Annotated in this window: 11 protein-coding genes and 3 pseudogenes; 3 read left to right on the top strand and 11 right to left on the bottom strand. The window is 42.8% G+C overall.

Going from position 1 to position 18684, the window contains the following annotated elements; translation table 11 throughout:
• Positions 1–15 precede the first annotated feature (15 nt).
• The 3 genes from HBHAL_RS07280 to HBHAL_RS07270 are packed head-to-tail and all read right to left on the bottom strand — an operon-like array spanning position 16 to position 3491.
• Complete coding sequence (locus HBHAL_RS07280; protein ID WP_014642721.1) at positions 16–840, bottom strand: carbohydrate ABC transporter permease; 825 nt, start codon at positions 838–840, stop codon at positions 16–18.
• Between the two features lie 32 nt (positions 841–872).
• The gene (locus HBHAL_RS07275) at positions 873–2195 is read right to left on the bottom strand and encodes a carbohydrate ABC transporter permease (RefSeq protein ID WP_014642720.1); all 1323 of its coding nucleotides are present in this window, start codon (positions 2193–2195) and stop codon (positions 873–875) included.
• Between the two features lie 21 nt (positions 2196–2216).
• Positions 2217–3491, bottom strand: coding sequence for an ABC transporter substrate-binding protein (locus tag HBHAL_RS07270; RefSeq protein ID WP_041601247.1), 1275 nt, complete (start codon positions 3489–3491; stop codon positions 2217–2219).
• 630 nt (positions 3492–4121) lie between these two features.
• Here HBHAL_RS07270 and HBHAL_RS07265 point away from each other — a divergent pair.
• From HBHAL_RS07265 to HBHAL_RS22055, 3 genes and pseudogenes are all read left to right on the top strand, one after another.
• On the top strand, positions 4122–4781 hold the full coding sequence (locus tag HBHAL_RS07265) for a DUF3889 domain-containing protein (protein ID WP_014642718.1): 660 nt from the start codon (positions 4122–4124) through the stop codon (positions 4779–4781).
• 501 nt (positions 4782–5282) lie between these two features.
• A pseudogene (locus HBHAL_RS21950) lies at positions 5283–7331 on the top strand (glycoside hydrolase family 3 N-terminal domain-containing protein); the annotation flags it as partial.
• A 66-nt stretch (positions 7332–7397) separates the two neighbouring features.
• Positions 7398–8552: pseudogene (locus HBHAL_RS22055) on the top strand (exo-beta-N-acetylmuramidase NamZ family protein); the annotation flags it as partial.
• Positions 8553–9592: 1040 nt separating this feature from the next.
• Here the strand turns inward: HBHAL_RS22055 and HBHAL_RS07255 are convergent.
• From HBHAL_RS07255 to HBHAL_RS21395, 8 genes and pseudogenes are all read right to left on the bottom strand, one after another.
• Positions 9593–10220 (bottom strand): annotated as a pseudogene (locus HBHAL_RS07255) (superoxide dismutase); the annotation flags it as partial.
• A 1042-nt stretch (positions 10221–11262) separates the two neighbouring features.
• Complete coding sequence (locus tag HBHAL_RS07250) at positions 11263–12351, bottom strand: copper resistance D family protein (protein WP_014642714.1); 1089 nt, start codon at positions 12349–12351, stop codon at positions 11263–11265.
• Positions 12348–12953, bottom strand: coding sequence for a copper resistance CopC family protein (locus tag HBHAL_RS07245; protein ID WP_014642713.1), 606 nt, complete (start codon positions 12951–12953; stop codon positions 12348–12350). The genes HBHAL_RS07250 and HBHAL_RS07245 overlap by 4 nt, the downstream gene beginning before the upstream one ends.
• A gap of 242 nt (positions 12954–13195) precedes the next feature.
• Complete coding sequence (locus HBHAL_RS07240) at positions 13196–13699, bottom strand: YehS family protein (RefSeq protein ID WP_014642712.1); 504 nt, start codon at positions 13697–13699, stop codon at positions 13196–13198.
• Between the two features lie 195 nt (positions 13700–13894).
• A complete protein-coding gene (locus tag HBHAL_RS07235) occupies positions 13895–15484 on the bottom strand; it encodes a metal ABC transporter solute-binding protein, Zn/Mn family (protein ID WP_014642711.1) in 1590 nt (529 codons plus the stop codon).
• Positions 15485–15876: 392 nt separating this feature from the next.
• Positions 15877–16629, bottom strand: coding sequence for a hypothetical protein (locus HBHAL_RS07230; protein ID WP_014642710.1), 753 nt, complete (start codon positions 16627–16629; stop codon positions 15877–15879).
• Positions 16620–17930: a BMQ_0737 family morphogenetic spore coat protein gene (locus tag HBHAL_RS07225; protein ID WP_014642709.1), complete on the bottom strand. Its 1311-nt coding sequence runs from the start codon at positions 17928–17930 to the stop codon at positions 16620–16622. The genes HBHAL_RS07230 and HBHAL_RS07225 overlap by 10 nt, the downstream gene beginning before the upstream one ends.
• A 482-nt stretch (positions 17931–18412) precedes the next feature.
• Positions 18413–18562 carry a hypothetical protein gene (locus HBHAL_RS21395; protein WP_158512358.1) on the bottom strand — a complete coding sequence of 50 codons (150 nt, stop codon included), beginning with the start codon at positions 18560–18562 and terminating at the stop codon, positions 18413–18415.
• Positions 18563–18684: the final 122 nt, after the last annotated feature.

The raw sequence follows: 18684 nt of genomic DNA, 5'->3' as shown, positions 1-18684 counted from the left end.
TTAAATGAGAACTTCTTATCCTTTTACAGAACCAGAGGTGAGTCCAGCTACAATCCGTCTCTGGAAAATCAGCACGATGATGACAATTGGAATCGTCACCAGAACGGTTGCCGCCGTTATATCTCCCCATGGAATGGAATATTGACTCTGGTAAAGGGAGATTCCAACCGGCACCGTTTTCATCGCATCCTGTGTATTAATCGTGAGAGCAAATAAGTACTCATTCCAGGCGGCAATAAACACCAGGATGGCTGTCGTAAATACGCCGGGAGCGGCTAACGGTAAAATAATTTTTCTAAACGTCTGAAACGGCGTTGCTCCATCCAGTTTCGCTGACTCCTCAAGCGAATAGGGAATGTTCTGGAAAAATGTAGCCAGAATCCAGATCGCAAGCGGTAGACTGATGGTGATGTAAGGAATGACAAGCCCTGGATACGTGTTCCGCAAGCCAAAATCCGTCACAAAGTCGTAGATAGGCGAAATAATCGCAATGGGCGGGAACATGGATGAAGCGAGCACCACGCCTAGAATCACACTCTTAAACCGGATGGGCAGACGCGTCACGGCATAAGCTGTAAAAGCAGCACAGCCGATAGCCAGAATCGTCGTTGCCCCGGACACAATAAAGCTGTTCAGCATGTAACGAAGCAGCGGACGTGTCGTTAAAGCAGATTCATACGATTGAAAAGAAATGCCGGACCCGAACCACGCAAAAGGTGATCCGAATATATCCCCGAGGGGCTTAATCGATGTCAAGAATATCCATAGAAATGGAAACATGACAAGAAATACAAAGACTATTAGAAACAGGTAAAACCACGGTCCTGCTTTTTGCTGCATAATGCGCCTCCTAACTGGGTAATTTTAGTATCTTAACCTTTTTGTTTGCCTGCCATTAGATCAGAGCCGATAAAGCGGATAAACAGCGTACTGATAATCGCTACACAGATAAAGACAATTACGGATAGAGCGGATCCTGCTCCGAAGTTCTGCTGTGCGAATAAAACTTTGTAGGCGTACACGGAAACAGCCTCTGTCGCATTGGCTGGTCCTCCTCCCGTTAATACGTAAATCAAATCAAATACCCGGAAGGCATCCAGTGTTCGGAATAACAGCGCCACGAGAATGGTGGAACGGAGCATTGGAAGGGTGATCTTGTAAAAACGGTTCCAGGCGTTGGCTCCATCCACTTGCGCAGATTCATACAACTGATTAGGAATGGTCTGCAAACCTGCCAGTAATAGTAGCGCCATGTAAGGTGTCGTTTTCCACACATCTGTGAAAATAATGGAGAAGATCGCTCCCGCACTCGTTGTCAGCAACTGACCGGCATCCTGAATGATTCCGAGCTGCTCGAAATAGTGAGCGACCACTCCCGACTGACCATCGTAAAGGAATTTCCAAATCATCGCAGACACGGCCGTTGGTATCGCCCACGGGACCAGTACTGACGCACGAACCGCTCCTCTTCCGATAAAAGCCCGGTTAATTAGAAGCGCAATGGCCAGTCCTAAAACCAGTTCAAAAAATACTGAAATGACTGTAAATAACGTGGTTACGCCAATGGATGACCATAGTCTAGGTTCTTGAAGGTACTGAGCGTAATTCCCAAAGCCGACAAAGTTCTCCTTCATAAAACTTGAGTCCATTAGTTTCATTTGACCGGATAAGTCGCTTAGCCTGGTCGCTATCTCGCCATCCTGTTCGCTTGAAAGCGACGCCAGTGCCTCCGATCGTTCAGTTAAGTAAGCAGAATAATCTTCCTTAAAGGATTCATCTATGGATACGTATTTCAGCGATTGATCCTTTACGGCATAATGCGATCGCACTGTTTCCAACACTTCATTAAACTTCGCTTCATGATCGCCCTCTGCAAGGAATGTACGATGCCGTTCATTGATTCCCTGCTGAATATTTTCTACTTCACTAGTTACTTCTTCCGTACTAGACCCCGCAAGAATTTCTTCTATCGTCTTGTTTACAAAATCGTAGTTGTCCGCATACCGCTCCATGTTAATCTCACTCCCGAGCGTACGCTGGGATAAGGAGGGGTCATTCAGACGGTAATCAAACAAGCTGTTCCAAAACGACAACATGATCGGCCACAATACGATGACAGCGATTAGTATTAAGGAAGGTGCTACCATCGCATACCCGAGCTGCTTCTCGCTAAGCGAGAATCGACGCTTACTCATTTTTCATCCTCCTTCTCGCTTTTATTCGTTGACTACACTCTCTATCTCTCTTTGCAGATTCTGCGCCGCTTGTTCTGGCGAGACATCTCCAGCCAAGGCTTTAGAAATTTCAATCTGAATAATGTCGGTGATTTTCGGATAATTCGGTGTCACCGGGCGAGGCACAGCATTCTGTAATGTCTCAACAAAGGCCTCATTTGCAAAAACCGGCGAAGCTTCTTTTACTGCTTCATCATCATAAAGAGATTTAATCGTCGGAGCCGTTCCACCTACAGTAGCACTAATTTTCTGCCCTTCTTTTCCAGTCATGAACTTAACAAATTCCCAGGCAGCTTCTGGATGTTCGGTGTATTTATTAATCATCGTGACCCAGCCGCCCAGTGTAGACGCTGACTGCTCATCTCCTTTTGGCAGCAAGGAGAATCCGACGTCTCCGGCAACGTCTGATTTTTCCTCATTAGCCGAAGAAGCCTGCATATAAGGCCAGTTCCGGGCGAAAACCGTATTCCCTTGAATAAAGGCGGTTTCCGTTTCCAGTTCGGTAAAATTCAAAATGTTGTTCGGAACGTAGTCGGACTGCGCAATTTCAGTCATTTTGCGAATCCCTTCAATCGCTTCCGGACTATCCACGACTACTTCTCCTACATCATTGATAACCGCTCCACCATAGGCATGGATGAACTCAATCGCATTCACGACAATCCCTTCATACTGGTTCGCCTGCATCACATAACCAAAGTTGGTCCCCGCTTCTCCCTGGAGATTACCTGCCATTTCACTCAGTTCATCCCAGGTCTCCGGAGGCTCATCTACAATATCGCTTCGATAATACAATAAGCCGGCATCGGTAAACTTCGGCATGGCCCACGTGCGGCCATTAAACGTAACGGAATCAACGGTTCCTTCAAAATATTTACCCATATCGATGTTATCCTCTTCGATAAACCGGTCTAACCCCATCACATAACCGGCCTGAGCAAATTCCGCCGGCCATACAACGTCCGCATCAAAAACATCAATTTCTGCACTTCGGCCACTCAGGGTCGTCACATACTGATCATGCTGCTGACCACTATCCGAAGGCATCTCACGGTACTTGATGTTGATGTTCGGATGCTCTTCTTCAAAAGCTTCAATCAACTTCGCGTTTCCTTCCGTGGTGTCGACACCTCTCGCATACACAAGGGTAACTTCATCACTGTCTCCTGCTGATTCGTCCGAGCTGCACCCTGCCACAAGCAGAAGGCTCACCATAATTCCCGATAATATCCCCTGCCTGATTGGTCTTATTTTCATCATGCTCCCTCCTTTTTTCGTTAAGACGAATATGTAATCGTTACCATGACACAACTGTAAATTATTTTACAGTATATTTCAAATTATTCTAAATATTTCATTAGTGAAATAATCAGAGCTTTATTATTTTCCGGATACAGGGGTTCTGACAGAATGTAAATCAAGTGGACTCAAAAAATACCTGCGGGATCTGTAATCCAACAGGTATTGCTTTTGTATTAGAGATTTACTATAAAAATACTACTTTTCACTCAATTCATTAACACAAATACTTTAACCTCTTCTATCATTTTTGTATCTCCTTACCTAAGAAGGACTTATTCTATGGATTATCCTCATGGTTTATGAATCCGGCTGCCATAGAAAGATAAGCAACCTATCCACATCAGTTATCGTTGGACACAATTATGCTGAGGAAAACTATTGCCCGGGTGATAATTTAAGTTGAATGGGATGACTGTTCATAGACTGTGAAAAACAAACCAGAATCCTATCCATTTTAATTTCTTGATCAACTTTATTACCTGGTGGATGCCTTAAAGACTTGCTTGATAAGCCACCTTTTTCACAGCTTAACGAGGGTATGCATAGGCTAATGAGGATATTAAAGAAAATTAAGGAGGAAAGCGGATGCATTCTCATTATTACCCCGGGCCTTACGGCTATCCGTATATACCTGCCCATTATCAACAGCCTTCTTATTCACGTCATCCTCATCCTGACTACTTTCCGAACCATCAAAGTTATTATGACTACAGACAACCTGTTCGAGGTCAGGCCACATGGACCGAAGGCGGAGCCGTCACCCAATGCGGCATTCCCTGGTCCAACAACCAGTATATGACCGCGGCTGTAGGAAGCAATTCCCCGTACCAATGCGGTCAGGCAATCAAAGTGCGTAATGTTTCGAACGGAAGAGTCGTAATTGTAACGGTGGTCGACAAAGTGCCGAATTATCCAGCCAATAAAATAAATCTCCATAGAAAAGCTTTTGAAGCTCTCGGTGCCAATATTGATTTAGGCATTATTAATGTAGATATTACTGCCTCTCCTGAGCTCGAGGAAGAAAAGTGGGGGAAATACTTGCTTGAAATCATTCAGGCAGCCTACCCGAACTATAACGTAACGGATTATAGTAAGGTTAGTAAAAATCAGGTAAACGGAGGACAAATTCGAGAAGTCTTTAAATTTGTCATGACATCCCCTCAGGAAACGACCAATATTCAGGGATCAGTCGTTTATAATCCGAATACAGACCGAATTAGTTCCATTAATTTTAAAGAAGTATAAGCGGCGAAACTAGCAGCGACCAGAGAAGCAGGAACCTCCCCCGCTTCTCTTTATTTATTAATTTATATGGTATAAAATTCCACCTCAGGTCATCCATTTTTTTCCACCTCAGGTCATACAGAATTTGGTTTTTCAACTTATTATTTTATATTATTTATATATTACCGACACGATATTTCAAAAACGGTCCCTATGTCGCAGGAATTTAGGTATGGAAAAATAGACCAATAGAGGCAGACAGGGCCAAAAGTGGTATAGACGACTATATAATATATACGGTACGCTTTTGTTACATATTGAAAACGCTTTCAAAAATTATCCTCTCTTTAGTCTTCTTTTCAACACACCTATCACCTATGATCTCGTACATAATCTCTGATGTTTTGCAAAAGCTGGATCTTTTACATAGCGGTCCACCTTTTTCAAATAGATAAATTTAAGGAGGAATGATGAATGAGAAAAATGGGAAAATGGATGTTCATTGTGACGCTGACCATTTGTATGCTGCTTCCGTCGATGTTTGCAAATTCAAAGGCGACGGCATCAGATGAGGGAAACAAGTCTGATTTGATCATCCTTCAAAATGTTCCGCAGTCGGATGTAAATGTAGAAGGGGACAGCTTTGACCTTAGCGCTTTACATGTCTACGAGGACGGTTATTTCAAAAAGGTGAACGAAGGACTGAAGTGGTCTTCGAAAAACCCGAAAGTAGCAAAAGTCAATCAGGATGGAACGATTACCTTTACCGGCAAGCCGGGACGAGCGTGGATCTCGGTTACGAACGGGGATCATACGGATCGGATTGCGGCGCACGCCAAACCAAAGCGTGATAATGGAGATGCCTATATAAGTAAGAACCTTATTAAAGAAAAAGGCGATCGTTACAACCTTGTATCTCACGCACTTGAAAATATGACGATGGAAGAAAAAGTCGGCCAGATGCTGATGCCGGACTTTAGAAAATGGGACGGAGAAAATGTAACGAAAATGCTGCCGGAAATTGAAGAGCAAGTGAAAAAGTATCACCTTGGCGGAGTCATATTGTTTCGTGAGAATGTCGTGACGACAGAACAGACCGCGGAACTTGTATCCGATTATCAGGCGGCCGCTGAAAAATACGGTTTACTTATGACGATTGACCAGGAAGGCGGGATCGTAACAAGATTACAATCAGGTACGGACTTTCCCGGAAACATGGCCTTAGGTGCCACACGTTCTGAGGAAATCACTCAAAATGTTGGACAAGCAATTGGTGAGGAGTTGTCTTCTCTAGGTATTAATATGAACCTTGCTCCTGTGGTAGATGTGAACAACAATCCTGATAATCCGGTCATTGGTGTACGATCTTTCAGTGGAAACCCTGAGCTTACGGCTCAAATGGGCGTAGCTTACACGAAAGGTCTGCAGGAAACGGGTGTGGCCGCAACTGCTAAGCACTTCCCGGGGCACGGAGATACAGCTGTCGATTCCCACCTGGGACTGCCGGAAGTTCCACATGATAAGGAACGCTTGAAAGAAGTAGAACTGTATCCTTTCCAAAAAGCAATGGATGCGGGGATTGACGCTGTAATGACAGCTCATGTCACCTTCCCGAAGATTGATGACACGAAAGTGACATCGAAAAAAGACGGCACGGAAATTGCTTTACCTGCCACCTTATCCGAAAAAGTCCTGACCGGTCTGATGCGCAAGGAAATGGGATTTGAAGGGGTAGTTATTACAGACGCTCTAAACATGAACGCCATACAGGATCACTTTGGCCCTGTCGATGCGGTTATCCGTTCCATTAATGCTGGTACAGATATCGTACTGATGCCTGTCGGTCTGGAAAAAGTGGCGAATGGCATTTATGACGCTATTGATTCCGGAGAGATTGAGATGGACACCATCAACAAATCTGTGGAGCGCATTTTGACGTTAAAATTAAATCGCGGCATTATCAAGTCAGAGAACCCAACACCTGTAGATGAGAAAATTGAAAAGGCCAAACAAGTTGTGGGAAGTGAAACCCATAAGCAAGTGGAAGAAAAAGCGGCTGAACGTTCTACCACTTTAGTCAAAAACGACAACGTCCTCCCTCTTGAATTGGACGAAGATAAAGAACTAGTGGTTATCGGAAATTCATTCAGTGAAGAATTAGCCGATCAGGTGAAACAGCACCATGAGAACACCACCCTTATTAAAAGCAGCTCGGGTTCATTGACAGACGAGCAAAAAGAGCTGGTGGAAGAAGCAGATAAAGTTATTGTAGGAACCTACACATACAATGTATCTACACGCGCGGATGATCATCCGCAAATGCAGCTTATGCACGACGTTATGAACACGACCGATGGCGATGTGATCGGTATCGGCATCCGTAACCCATATGACATCATGGCTTATCCGGAAGTGGACGCCTTTATCGCCCAATACGGATTCAGAGCGGCGAGTATTGAAGCCACTGCGGAGACCCTATTTGGTGAAAACGATCCATCCGGAGAGTTACCAGTTGCCATTCCAGATCAAGATGGCGGTACCTTATTCCCATTTGGTACGGGCTTAAGCTATGGAGATCATGGTGATGAAGACGAAAATGAAGATGAGGAAGAAAATGAAGAAGAACACGATGGATCTTTCCAACTTGGCGTGGAAGAACTTTTAGATGAAGAAAAAGCACTGATTGAAGGTAAAAAGGTAGGCTTAATTACAAATCCGACAGGTGTCGATCAGGAGTTGAACAGCATTGTCGATCTGCTTTACAACGATAAGGATGTTGATTTGACTGCTCTGTATGGTCCTGAACACGGGGTGCGAGGAAGTGCACAGGCTGGTGAGTATGTAGACTTCTATACGGATGAACAAACAGGCTTACCTGTTTACAGCCTCTATGGTAAAACTCGTAAACCGACCCCTGAAATGCTTGAGGACATTGATGTGTTAATGTTTGATATTCAGGATGTAGGTACACGCTTCTATACGTATATTTACACGATGGCATATGCCATGGAAGCAGCTCAGGAGAACGATATTCCGTTTATCGTATTGGACCGTCCCAATCCTATCGGCGGGGAAAAAGTCGAGGGGCCTGTACTGGATACAGACTACAAGTCCTTTGTCGGGAACTATCCGATTCCTTTGCGCCACGGAATGACCGTCGGTGAGCTTGCTAAACTTTTCAATAATGAATATGATATTGGGGCTGATTTGACGGTCGTTGAAATGGACGGGTATGACCGCAGTATGGACTATAATGACACAGATATGTCATTTGTCGCTCCATCCCCTAACATGCCGACCGTTGATACAGCCTATGTTTATCCAGGAGCTGCCCTGATTGAAGGGACAAATGTCTCAGAAGGACGCGGAACCACCCGTCCGTTTGAATTGATTGGCGCCCCTTTCATTAACAGTACAGAACTGGCAGCGGCGATGAATAAACTGGACTTGCCTGGCGTAAGATTCCGAGCAGCTTCGTTTACTCCGGCATTCTCGAAGCATGCTGGTGAATTAACGCACGGAGTTCAGCTGCACGTAATGGATCGCGAAAAGTTCAACCCTGTCGTTACAGGTGTTCACCTCGTGAAAACCATTCATGATATGTATCCGGCGGACTTCCAGTTCCGTGAAGAAAACAGCTCTGGCATTTCATTCTTTGACTATCTGATCGGTAACGGCTGGGTCCGTGAAGGAATTGAAAATGGCCAATCGGTTTCAAGCATGCAGAAGATTTGGGAGAAAGAATTGAAAGGCTTCAAAAACATCCGAGAACAATACCTCCTCTATAAATAAAGAAATACAAGAATAAGGAATAAACTTCCACCTCAGGTCATCCATAACCTGGATGACCTGAGGTGGAATATTCTTATAATTAATATTTACCAGATTATGAAATTAGTTTGTAATATTTATTAAGATGAATTTATAGAAACGCTCTTTATTTTATTCAACCTCGCTCATTCATCCTCCATATCACAGGCTTTTATTCCTCTATAATATTTAAATTGGTCCTTAATCCTGTAATAATATGAAATAATCCTTCTCCCTATTTAGTTTCATCTAAAAATCTCTTGTTTAACCATTCCATACGTAGGTAACAGCCCATTATACTTGATTCAAATTCGAGGAGGATAATTTCTGACTAATGCTAATACTTCTTATGAAAAACTTAACAACACCGAATTAGTCGATTTGTATTTTTTATTACTTTACAATATTTTTGATGGACATTTATCAAATGCCATGTTCCAAGAAACCAGATTGTTAGAATCCATTGCCGGGAGTAGAGGTTTTTTTCTCTCCTACTTCAGAAAGATAAATAGGCATAATAAAATAATGGTACTGATTAAATAACAAGAAAGTTAAGGCGTTATATATGGATCATATATGAATCGCTCTCCGATATTAATTTATATAGTTCGTGCGAGAAACAATAAACGATAGGATACCCTCTGCGAACCGGAAGCTTTTCCAATTTCATTAAAAACACCTATAACAGTCGGAGATTCCAGCAACACCTGTAAAGTAGTTTTAGATGATCCTCGACAAATACCCCTCCACTCCCCCTCTAAGTTTTAATCGAGATACCAAAATGAGCACAAATATCACAGCACACATTTTCACATATATCCATTATTCCTTTTACAATTTCTTTAGCATCCTGGAGTTGCATGGACTTCGCAATCTGGAGGAATAGCTGGATTTGGAAAAACCTGCGCTCAATGATGGAGTCGTAGATGGTCCTTACTTGCGGTAAACAAATATTCAAGGTTCCAGGTTGAGTTTCTGCCTGTAACCTTGAATATTTTAACGCATGTATGGATTTGTTTATATCAAAACTTCTTCCATTTCACTTGTCTCGCTTTCTTATAACGATCCTGAACAGCCTCCCAGTTCACTACGTTCCACCAATTGTCCACGTATTTCCCCTCGATCATTTTCGTATTGCAGGTAGTACGCATGCTCCCACACGTCGAGCGGAAGCAAGGGAATCACATCCCACTGACTTAAGTTTTGGTGCTTTTCCGCCTGCAATATTTCAAGCCGGTGAGAACGGGGAGCCCACACCAGAATGGTCCAGCCCGAGCCCTCTACTTTTTTTGCAGCTGCAGAGAAGTGTTCTTTGAACTTCTGAAAACTGCCGAAGCTGCTTTCGATTTCCTTTAAAAGATCTCCTCCCGCTTTTCCGCCGCCCTCTGGACTCATAATTTCCCAGAAGATCGTGTGCAAATAATGTCCCGCTCCGTTAAATGCTGCTTCACGTTCCCAGTGCTTAATTAAATCGTAATTATTATTTTTTCTAGCCTTCTGCATCTCAATCTCCGCTTTATTTAAACCGTCCACATAGCTCTTATGATGTTTATCATGATGCAGCTGCATCATCCGTCGATCGATATACGGCTCAAGGGCTGCGTAACCATACGGAAGAGGCGGTAATTGATGGCCTCCGATCGGGACAGCATTCCCCTGCCGCTCATGACTGCCGAGACGTTTCTGGATCTTTTCAGCAAGCTCATTCAATTCGTGAGCATTATCCAAATTAAAGGATGAAGCATCCCTGTTCCATTCCTTAATGTTAGACAGTAATTCATTTATTTCTTCCTGGAAAGATGGATCCTCATAAATTTTACGGGAAGCATCCGCTTTCGCTATATGATTCGCCCACGTGTCCATTTCACGGAGATATTTGATCAGCGCCTGATCATTCATATCGTTCTCCCCCTTCTTTTCACTGTATAACTATATGCAGCTTCGATTGCTTTAGTATGATTTTGAAAAGCCTCTAACAAAACAAAGAAGGGACGAAGATCACGTGCAGGATCTTCATCCCTTCTTTGCTTTCTTAAAGTTCTATGCTGATAGTAAAGATAAGCTCCCGATACTGCAAGACTCAGTTTCTAGATAAATGGGATCCGTCACTCTATGTGGAAGAGGGCTGGTGGGGAAATAACTCGCTTTCCTATGGGGGAACGGTGAGCTTCCTCATTCGTTTCACTCCCTGCGGGATCTCACCTAGTCCCTTCTCCCATGGGAGTCTCGCCATTTCCCCACCAAACCAGCTACGGGAGAATAACGGACCCTCCCAGAAGAGAGAATGCTCTCGTTCTTAACTGGTCTTAAATGCTCCCATGACAGGCTATTCCACATGTTTATAGCATAAAAATAGTCGCATATTTCCACGCTCTTTTCTGCTCGTCAGTAGATATCTTAATTAGGTTCCGAGTTTCTGATTCGGCCAGGTCCGGAGGGGGACGATGTAGACTCCTGCGGGAGGAACATGATCGGTGAGATCCCGCGGGCTGTTAAGCCCGAGGAAGCTCAGCACATGCCCGCGGAAAGCGGAATCGTCCCACGAAGGACCATCCTTATAACCAATATCTCGACACTGAGTCTTAAAGTAAACGTCCCTTTAGCTTAATAAGTCTTTTTATAAAAAATTCACAACATGCCATAAGTGAATGGTTTCACTAACGAGAAGTATTTATTTTCATAGTACCCAAAATTATACGATGTGCGCCACACTGTTCATGAGGCTGACGTACAAACTAAACACGGCCATGGCAACCATGAATAATGCGGCCATCGTTGATTCTCTTTTTATAAAAGAATAAATAGTCATAGCTATGAAAACCAATGAAAAGAATGCAAAAAGAGCACTCATCAGATTAGGAGAAAGCATTAGCTCATGGCTGACATCTACAGAAGTAAACGTCTGAAACAGCAAAGATGGTTCTTGCCTGCTTAATGATTGAGCAATATTTTGAGGGGTCTCCTGCTCAGTCATAAATCCCGTCACACTGAAAATAGACAGAATCAGAAAACTTTCAGCTCTCCACCATTTTCGGGGAGAAAAAGAAGGAGTATTTTCCACTTTCTTTTTGATTAGAAATCCATTCATAAAGGCAAAGGTGAGCATAGCAAAGAATAACAGATGTTTGATCAAAAGCGCTTGCCCATAAGGGAGAGTCCAGGAAGATACGATACTCTCGGTAAAAAGAAAGCTCATGATAATCCCTGTTATCGTAAGAATCAATACGCTGACTACTGCAAAGCGCGTAAACCAATGAACAAACGGTCGCCAATTCTCATCATTTGAGGAAAACCAGCTGACCACTAATAAAATGCCAGCCCAGGCGCAAACCGCAAGCATGTGAAACGTGTGATATAAAGTGCCTTTGTACCCCTCGATATTAGCCCCATGCCCGGACGTACAATGAACGAATATCATAGACACAATTAAAAATATTCCTACGAGGTAAGTTCCCTTACTCTGTGTCGAAAATAGGTTTATACCAATATAGAAAAGAACGAGAAGTAGAAGAATTCCCCACACTCGTCCTGAGTCTAATTCCGTCAGCACATGGATAAAACTTGATAAGATCCCTGTGTCTCTGTACCCATCCAGCGTCATCGTAAGTTCCAGGACAGGGATAATAGTAATGACAGGGATAAGTACTGCCAGGAGGGTTAAGATATGTCTTCTGATCGCAATCTCCACTTTATGGGCAGGAGAAAGAAGAGCCAGTATGTTCGTCCCTAATAGAATAGAGAAGCATACATACAACCCTCCGTTCGTTAACGCGTAAATCATCCTTTCTTCCTAACTATTAAAAATCCAGCCACAGCGACACCAATCAACACAACAATCAGCACAGGCATAAGCGAAGAGGACTGAGAATCTTCCGCAGATTCACTTTGAGTTTCTTCTGTTTCCTGTGTCTGGGATTCCTGCGACTCAGACTCTGTATCTTCCGCTGCCGCTTGTTCTTCAGCTTGCTCTTCGGCTTCTTTTTCAGATTGGGCAGTTTCTTCCGTGTCTTCTGTAGCCTCAGCTTCTTCCGTACCTTCATAAGTAAAAGGAAGTTCGTCTTCCATCACATGTCCGTCTGCGCCAACAATGCTGTAAAATAAGTCCAATTCTCCTCCGGTTATTTCTTCAGGAAGCGTGATTTCAATGACATTTTCCGGAGAATGAGCAATATTTTCAATTGTTGTTTCCGCCCCTGTCTCGTCCGTCACTCTGATAACATTCGGCTCTTGGACAGCTGAATCAAACGTTAGCGTAATCGTTGGGTTTTCAGCAGAGATTTCCTCCCCTGCTTCAGGTTCTGAGCTTTCTAAATGAGTATGAGCTTCCACTTGAAATGGGATGACCATCATAAGCAGAAGAAAAAGTATAGATTTAAATTTCATTTTATCTCCTCCAATAGTACTGGGATATGTTTCATTCCATTACTTATAGTTATACCAGACGATCGAAGGATTTAGTAGGTTGTTTCATTAACAATTTAGTGAAATCAACCTAGAAAAAGATGAGAACTTATATAAAAAAATACATCAGGAATACATAACAACTCCTAAAAAAAGCAAATGGCACGGTCTCCATTAAACAGAGAACTGTACCATTTGCTTCAACGATAATTTAATTCTTAAGATTAACCTCTGTACCTAATCGTCAATCCCTGCAGGAAATTCCGCGCATACTGATCACCAAACTGACGATAATTCTTGTGCCCTTCTTTTCGAAGCAATGCACTGACTTCCCCTTTCGTAATTTTCACATTCACTTCATCCAGAATGTCGATAATATCCTCGGCCGTTAATTTGAGCGCTATTTTCACTTTTTTCAGCATGACGTTATTCACACTGGACTGATTCTTAATCGAACGGTCGGGCTTATTGGGTTGTCCGGGTTTCGGTTCCTGAGGCCCTCGTTTGAACGTGATTAGTCCATTCAAGAACGATTCCAGCATACTGTTCGTACATTTAATGTAATCTTCATTTTCTTCTTCCTCATCGATATCCTCTAATTTGGTGAGCACCTTACCGACTTCTTCGGTAGTGAGATTCTCGCCGCCCAGCCTAAAGATCTCTGCCATATCCTGATCCTTTATATCAAGCGCGTATCTTAATCTTATAACGATGTCGTTATTATCCATGTAAAAACCTCCAGATCCTAATTCCTTGTTGTACCTAAGCGGTTCTCCTGGAGACGCCTAAGGTACCCTTAAAGAATGATTTTACCATAAAGGCGTCATGCGCGCAGTCCAGCCAGCAAACTAAAAGAAGCTGAAGACCATGGCGCTGGTCTTCAGCTACCTATTATGGGATGCTTCCAAAGGGCATCCCTACTATTAATGCTGCATCATGGCATGAACAATTTCATCGCCACTCCTATCGGACGGATAGTAGGTAGGCCAGTGAGTAACTTCATCTAATAAAGCTTCGCGGTCATCGCCCCAATACAGGTGATAATGATCAGCATCTGTCGGATCGATACTATGATCGCTAAATTGAATATACTGAGGAAGTCCTTCCTTCTCTTCTTTAAGCTTAAAGATGTACCTTACCCCTCTGTTTCCTACTTCATACGCCAAAATTTCATATCCATCAGACGTGTATTCGCCGAATTTTTCTTCACCATCTTTATAAAAGGTGACGGTAGCTCCATCAATGACAATTCGGTCTACATCCGTCTTGTAGCCTTTCTCGTAGTATTCTTTATACTCTTCTGCAGTCATGTCCTCGGAATCTTCCGCATTATGAGTGTACACTTCATCCAGTGTTCCATCCTCGTGGTAAGGATAAACGGACTGCCAGTCTCCTTCCCAATCCGATAGCGGACGGTCCTTCACTTGACTGTCTTCAAAATAACCATCATAGATTTTCTGAGCTTCTTCATCACCCCCGTGACTATGACCATGGTCGCTGTCGCTCTGCTCTTCGCTTTCAGAAGAATCGCCTGATTTGGAATTAGATAATGCTTTAGTTAATTGTTCTAAATTGTGCTTCATGAGACTCAAATAAGTCTCTTCATTTTTAATGTCTTCCTCGGTTAATACAGCTACGTTGTGAAGACGTAAGGTTTCAGCTCCAATTTCTTTCCTGACAACTTCGGCGACTTTCGGTGTTACATTCTGTTCGAAAAATACATGATTCAAGTTATGCTTCTCAGCCTTTTCGATAATATTTTCCAGTTCTTTTTGTGACGGCTCGTTTGTAGGGCTCAGACCTGACACGGCAATCTGTTCAATCCCATAAGCCTGCTCCCAATATCCATAAGCGGCATGCGAAACAATAAATTTATTCTGAGGTAAATCTTCTAGCTGGCTATGAAACTCCTGATCTAAGATTTCAAGCTCCCCTTTGAGTTCCTCAAAGTTTTTAGTAAAGGCTTCTTCTTGCTCAGGGTTTAGCTCCACAAGCGTTTCCTTAATGTGTTCAGCTAATTGAACAGAGCTGATCGGGTCGAGCCAGACGTGCGGGTCTTGATCCCCATGGTTATGTCCCTCATGAGCACCTTCTTCGTTTCCCTCTTCTTCATGGTTATGAACGTGTGCTTCTAAGTCGATTCCCTTCGCAGCTTCCAGGATTTTTATATCTTCAGACTTAATAGAATCTGAGATTTGCTTGGCGTAAGGTTCTAACCCTGCGCCGTTATAAATAAATGCATCCGCCTCCGCAATTTCCACCATCTCTTTAGTCGTGGGTTCATATGTATGCGGATCCGATCCAGGCGGCAGTATGGATTCCACCGAAGCTTGATCTCCTGCAATTTGCTTAGTAAAATACTGCAGCGGATAAACAGTTGTAAAAATCTTTAGTTCCTCGTCTGCACCTTCGTCTTTGTTGCCTTCTTCATTGCTGGTCGCCTCATCATTTGCACACGCAGCTAGAATGATAATAAGTATAACGAGCATGGATGTACGTAATATATGTTTCATTAGAATTTCCCTCCTTCTTTAATCACACGGTTATTCTATCGTAATGATTACGATTTGTAAATAGTAATCATTACTCTTTATAAGCATAGATAGAAATTAAAGGTATTCTAAAGTAAGTAGAATATAATGGTAGGGAACTTCCTTCTACCTAAGTAATATGAAATAATACTAACTGAAGTTCCCGGTGAACCTTATGGGTATGAAGACTTAGAGTTCGCCGTTTAGACTGCAAAAAAGGTCACAGCCTGTTACCGCTGTGACCTTTTTCATCTTTTAGCTAATAGCCGCTTGATAAACCTTACTTCCTCCTATGCCTTTTGAACAATGCGCTCCGCTTCTTTTCTAGAAAAGACGCCTAAACCTTCTCTTCACTAGTAGAAAAATTGATGTTTTTAAAACTGTAAGCCGCATTCCCCAATCGACGTGATCGGACTCATTCGAGCAGTGAACGTTGTTGAAAACGTATGTCCCATGTTGTCATTTGCTAGAATCGTCCACGTTCCTATATTACCTGCTCCAACGGTCACCTCAATCGCTACTTCAAACAAACCTTGAAACAAATTCCCAGTTCCTAAAGCCGTTCCTCGCACTCTGGCAAAGGTATCGTTAATGCAGTCGATTTCAATTCTTCGTCCTTGAATAAAATTAATGGTCGTTCCTCCAGAACCAAACGTTACATTAAAGTTATCCACAGCTGGATTACAGTTAGTACTGGCTGTAAAGCATTGGACCGCTGTCACATTAATCGTACCACTGAAGCTCGATGCTGCTCCTTGATTCAAAACTTCTACAGTTGCCTGCGCTCGGTTTCCTTGAATGCCGATCCTGAATTTACACGGACATTCAACAGTTGGACACTCCGCCTGTGTCCCTACATTGGTTTCAATAATGTTTCCTTCCACTTCTGTGATAGCACTCACATCAATAGATACAAGCGGAGTTCCTGGAAGAACCGTTACGGTTGTAGAAAAGTCTCCATTAATATCTGAAATGGCTGGGTTAGGGTCATAAAATACAACATCCTCTGGGAAATCACTAAAGAATATCTCCGCTCCTTCAATAGGATTGCCTTCACCACATGTAATATTACCGGTAATAACTGCATTACAAGTAATCAATTGAGGCACATTAATAATTAAGGGCATGGGCTATCACACTCCACGAGAATTTCTACGGAAGCTGAAATCATTTGACCTTCTACAGTAGTGGAAGCGGTAATGGTAATAAGAGTAGGCGGTGTTTCATCAGCCACCGTTACACCCGCGAAATAGTTGCCATGTGAACCGGTTAAAACAGGATTTGGATCAAAAGTAACCGCAGGATCACTACTCTCTAACGTCACCACAGCACCTTCGATAACTCTTCCATCACAGCGGACCCTGCCGTCCACAAAACCATCGCAAAAGATTTGTTCTGTTGAAAACAACTCGATGATACAGGGGTCAGCCAAGCATTGAACAATGGTTGGCAAAGAGGTAGAAACCATTTGACCATTTACTGTAGTTTCAGCTGTAATCACGACATCTGTTGGTTCTGTTACGGCTGGGACAATAGCCTCTACTTCAAAATTACCGAACTCATCTGTAAAAACAGAGTCAGGCGTGAAATCTACAATTGCTGGTTCAGCACGGAAGGTAACTTCTGCTCCTTCTACAGGGTCGATATCACCACAGATCACCTTACCACTAAGGAATCGATCACAAAGAATATCTGCCGGAACAAACAGATGGATGTCACACGGAGAACAGCTAAATTCCACGTCCCCAGCAGGAATGGTCTTTTTAAAATCGCTTTGTTGGACGATCCAATCATATACTCTCATCACCGATAGACAAGCCACCTCTTGAACCTGCGCTAGAGTTGGTGAAACTGTAGAAGTGCTACATTCATTTTCCAACGTATCTTTTGAATTAACCTCTAAGTCTATCATTTGACCAGGGAAAATAACTGGGCACTGATTTGGCATCGTAAAAGAACAACGATCAGGAACGATCACATCCCTCGGCAAGCAAAAACCAACCTCGTGTTCCACCAACACATCCGCGACGGTTTGAATGCTTTGGCAGATCAAGAAGTTTATATCCAAAGATTCAAAAGCTCCGTCAAGACAATTCACACATGCTTGACAATCGAACTCCGTCACGCTGCAAACCACTTCTGTACCTGCAGGTGCGCACAGTATCACATATTCAAAAAAGCAAAACGGGATGGGTTCAGACACACACAAAGTATCTTCATCCTCCACTTCAACGACAACATATCCTTGTTTACGTATCGTTACCTTTTGAAGAATGACTTGTTCTCCATCAGGCAATTGAACAGAAATATCTTCCCGATTCCCTTGTTCTTCACAACTAATTTCATCAACAGGGCTTCCTGCAGTATCGGTTAAATAGCAACGTAAAAACCCATCATTTGCTAGTAATTCACATAAATCCGGATTCACAACTTCCCCTACTCCTTTCTATAATCTAACTACTTCTTTGAAAGCAGCTCACTTCAATAAATCATAATAGTAGGCCACGCCCGGTAAAGTCTTTATGACGTATAAATTATTGTATGAGTTTGTGATGATACAAGTTACGAAAAACCCAGTAATGCAGAAAATTAGACGCTTGATTTTACCAAGTGGTCTATATCCTATCCAGTTTATAAAGAGGGAAGAGCTTGCTTATCCACCAACGGTTCTTAATTCGAAAAGAAGAGAGGGACATGGATACGCTGGAAAATTACCCGGCCACTGAGAAAGTATGCGCCTTCTAACTTCAACGTCACTCTAGCAGGTTACGCTGAGCCCGAAGCAGCTGTAAAAACCGATTCTTCCATTCTTCCTGAATGGAATATGAATATGATGTTCTTATGTTTACGAACATACAAAAAGCCAATATGCCCTTGTGGGCATATTGGCTTTTTGTATAAATTATGTGCTTAGCACCACCCTAAATCGCAGTCCTTCACATAACCATCTTCTTGCTCCGTTTTATTTTTATCACTCTTTGGAGGTAAAGCATGAATCGTTGTTCTATTTGGGATAGGATTATTCTTTTTAGTAATCTTGGATAAAATCCACTCGATCATGGGAACACCCCTTTACTTACGAATTATCTTCTTTTGAGAAGATTCATTCAATGTAACATCTATGTATCTGGATATCTACTGAGGTGCTCTATTTTATGTTTGAAATAGTAAATAAAGGGATT

Source organism: Halobacillus halophilus DSM 2266 (genome assembly GCF_000284515.1).
Taxonomy (GTDB): domain Bacteria; phylum Bacillota; class Bacilli; order Bacillales; family Halobacillaceae; genus Halobacillus; species Halobacillus halophilus.
This window is presented reverse-complemented; position numbering and strand designations above follow the sequence as displayed.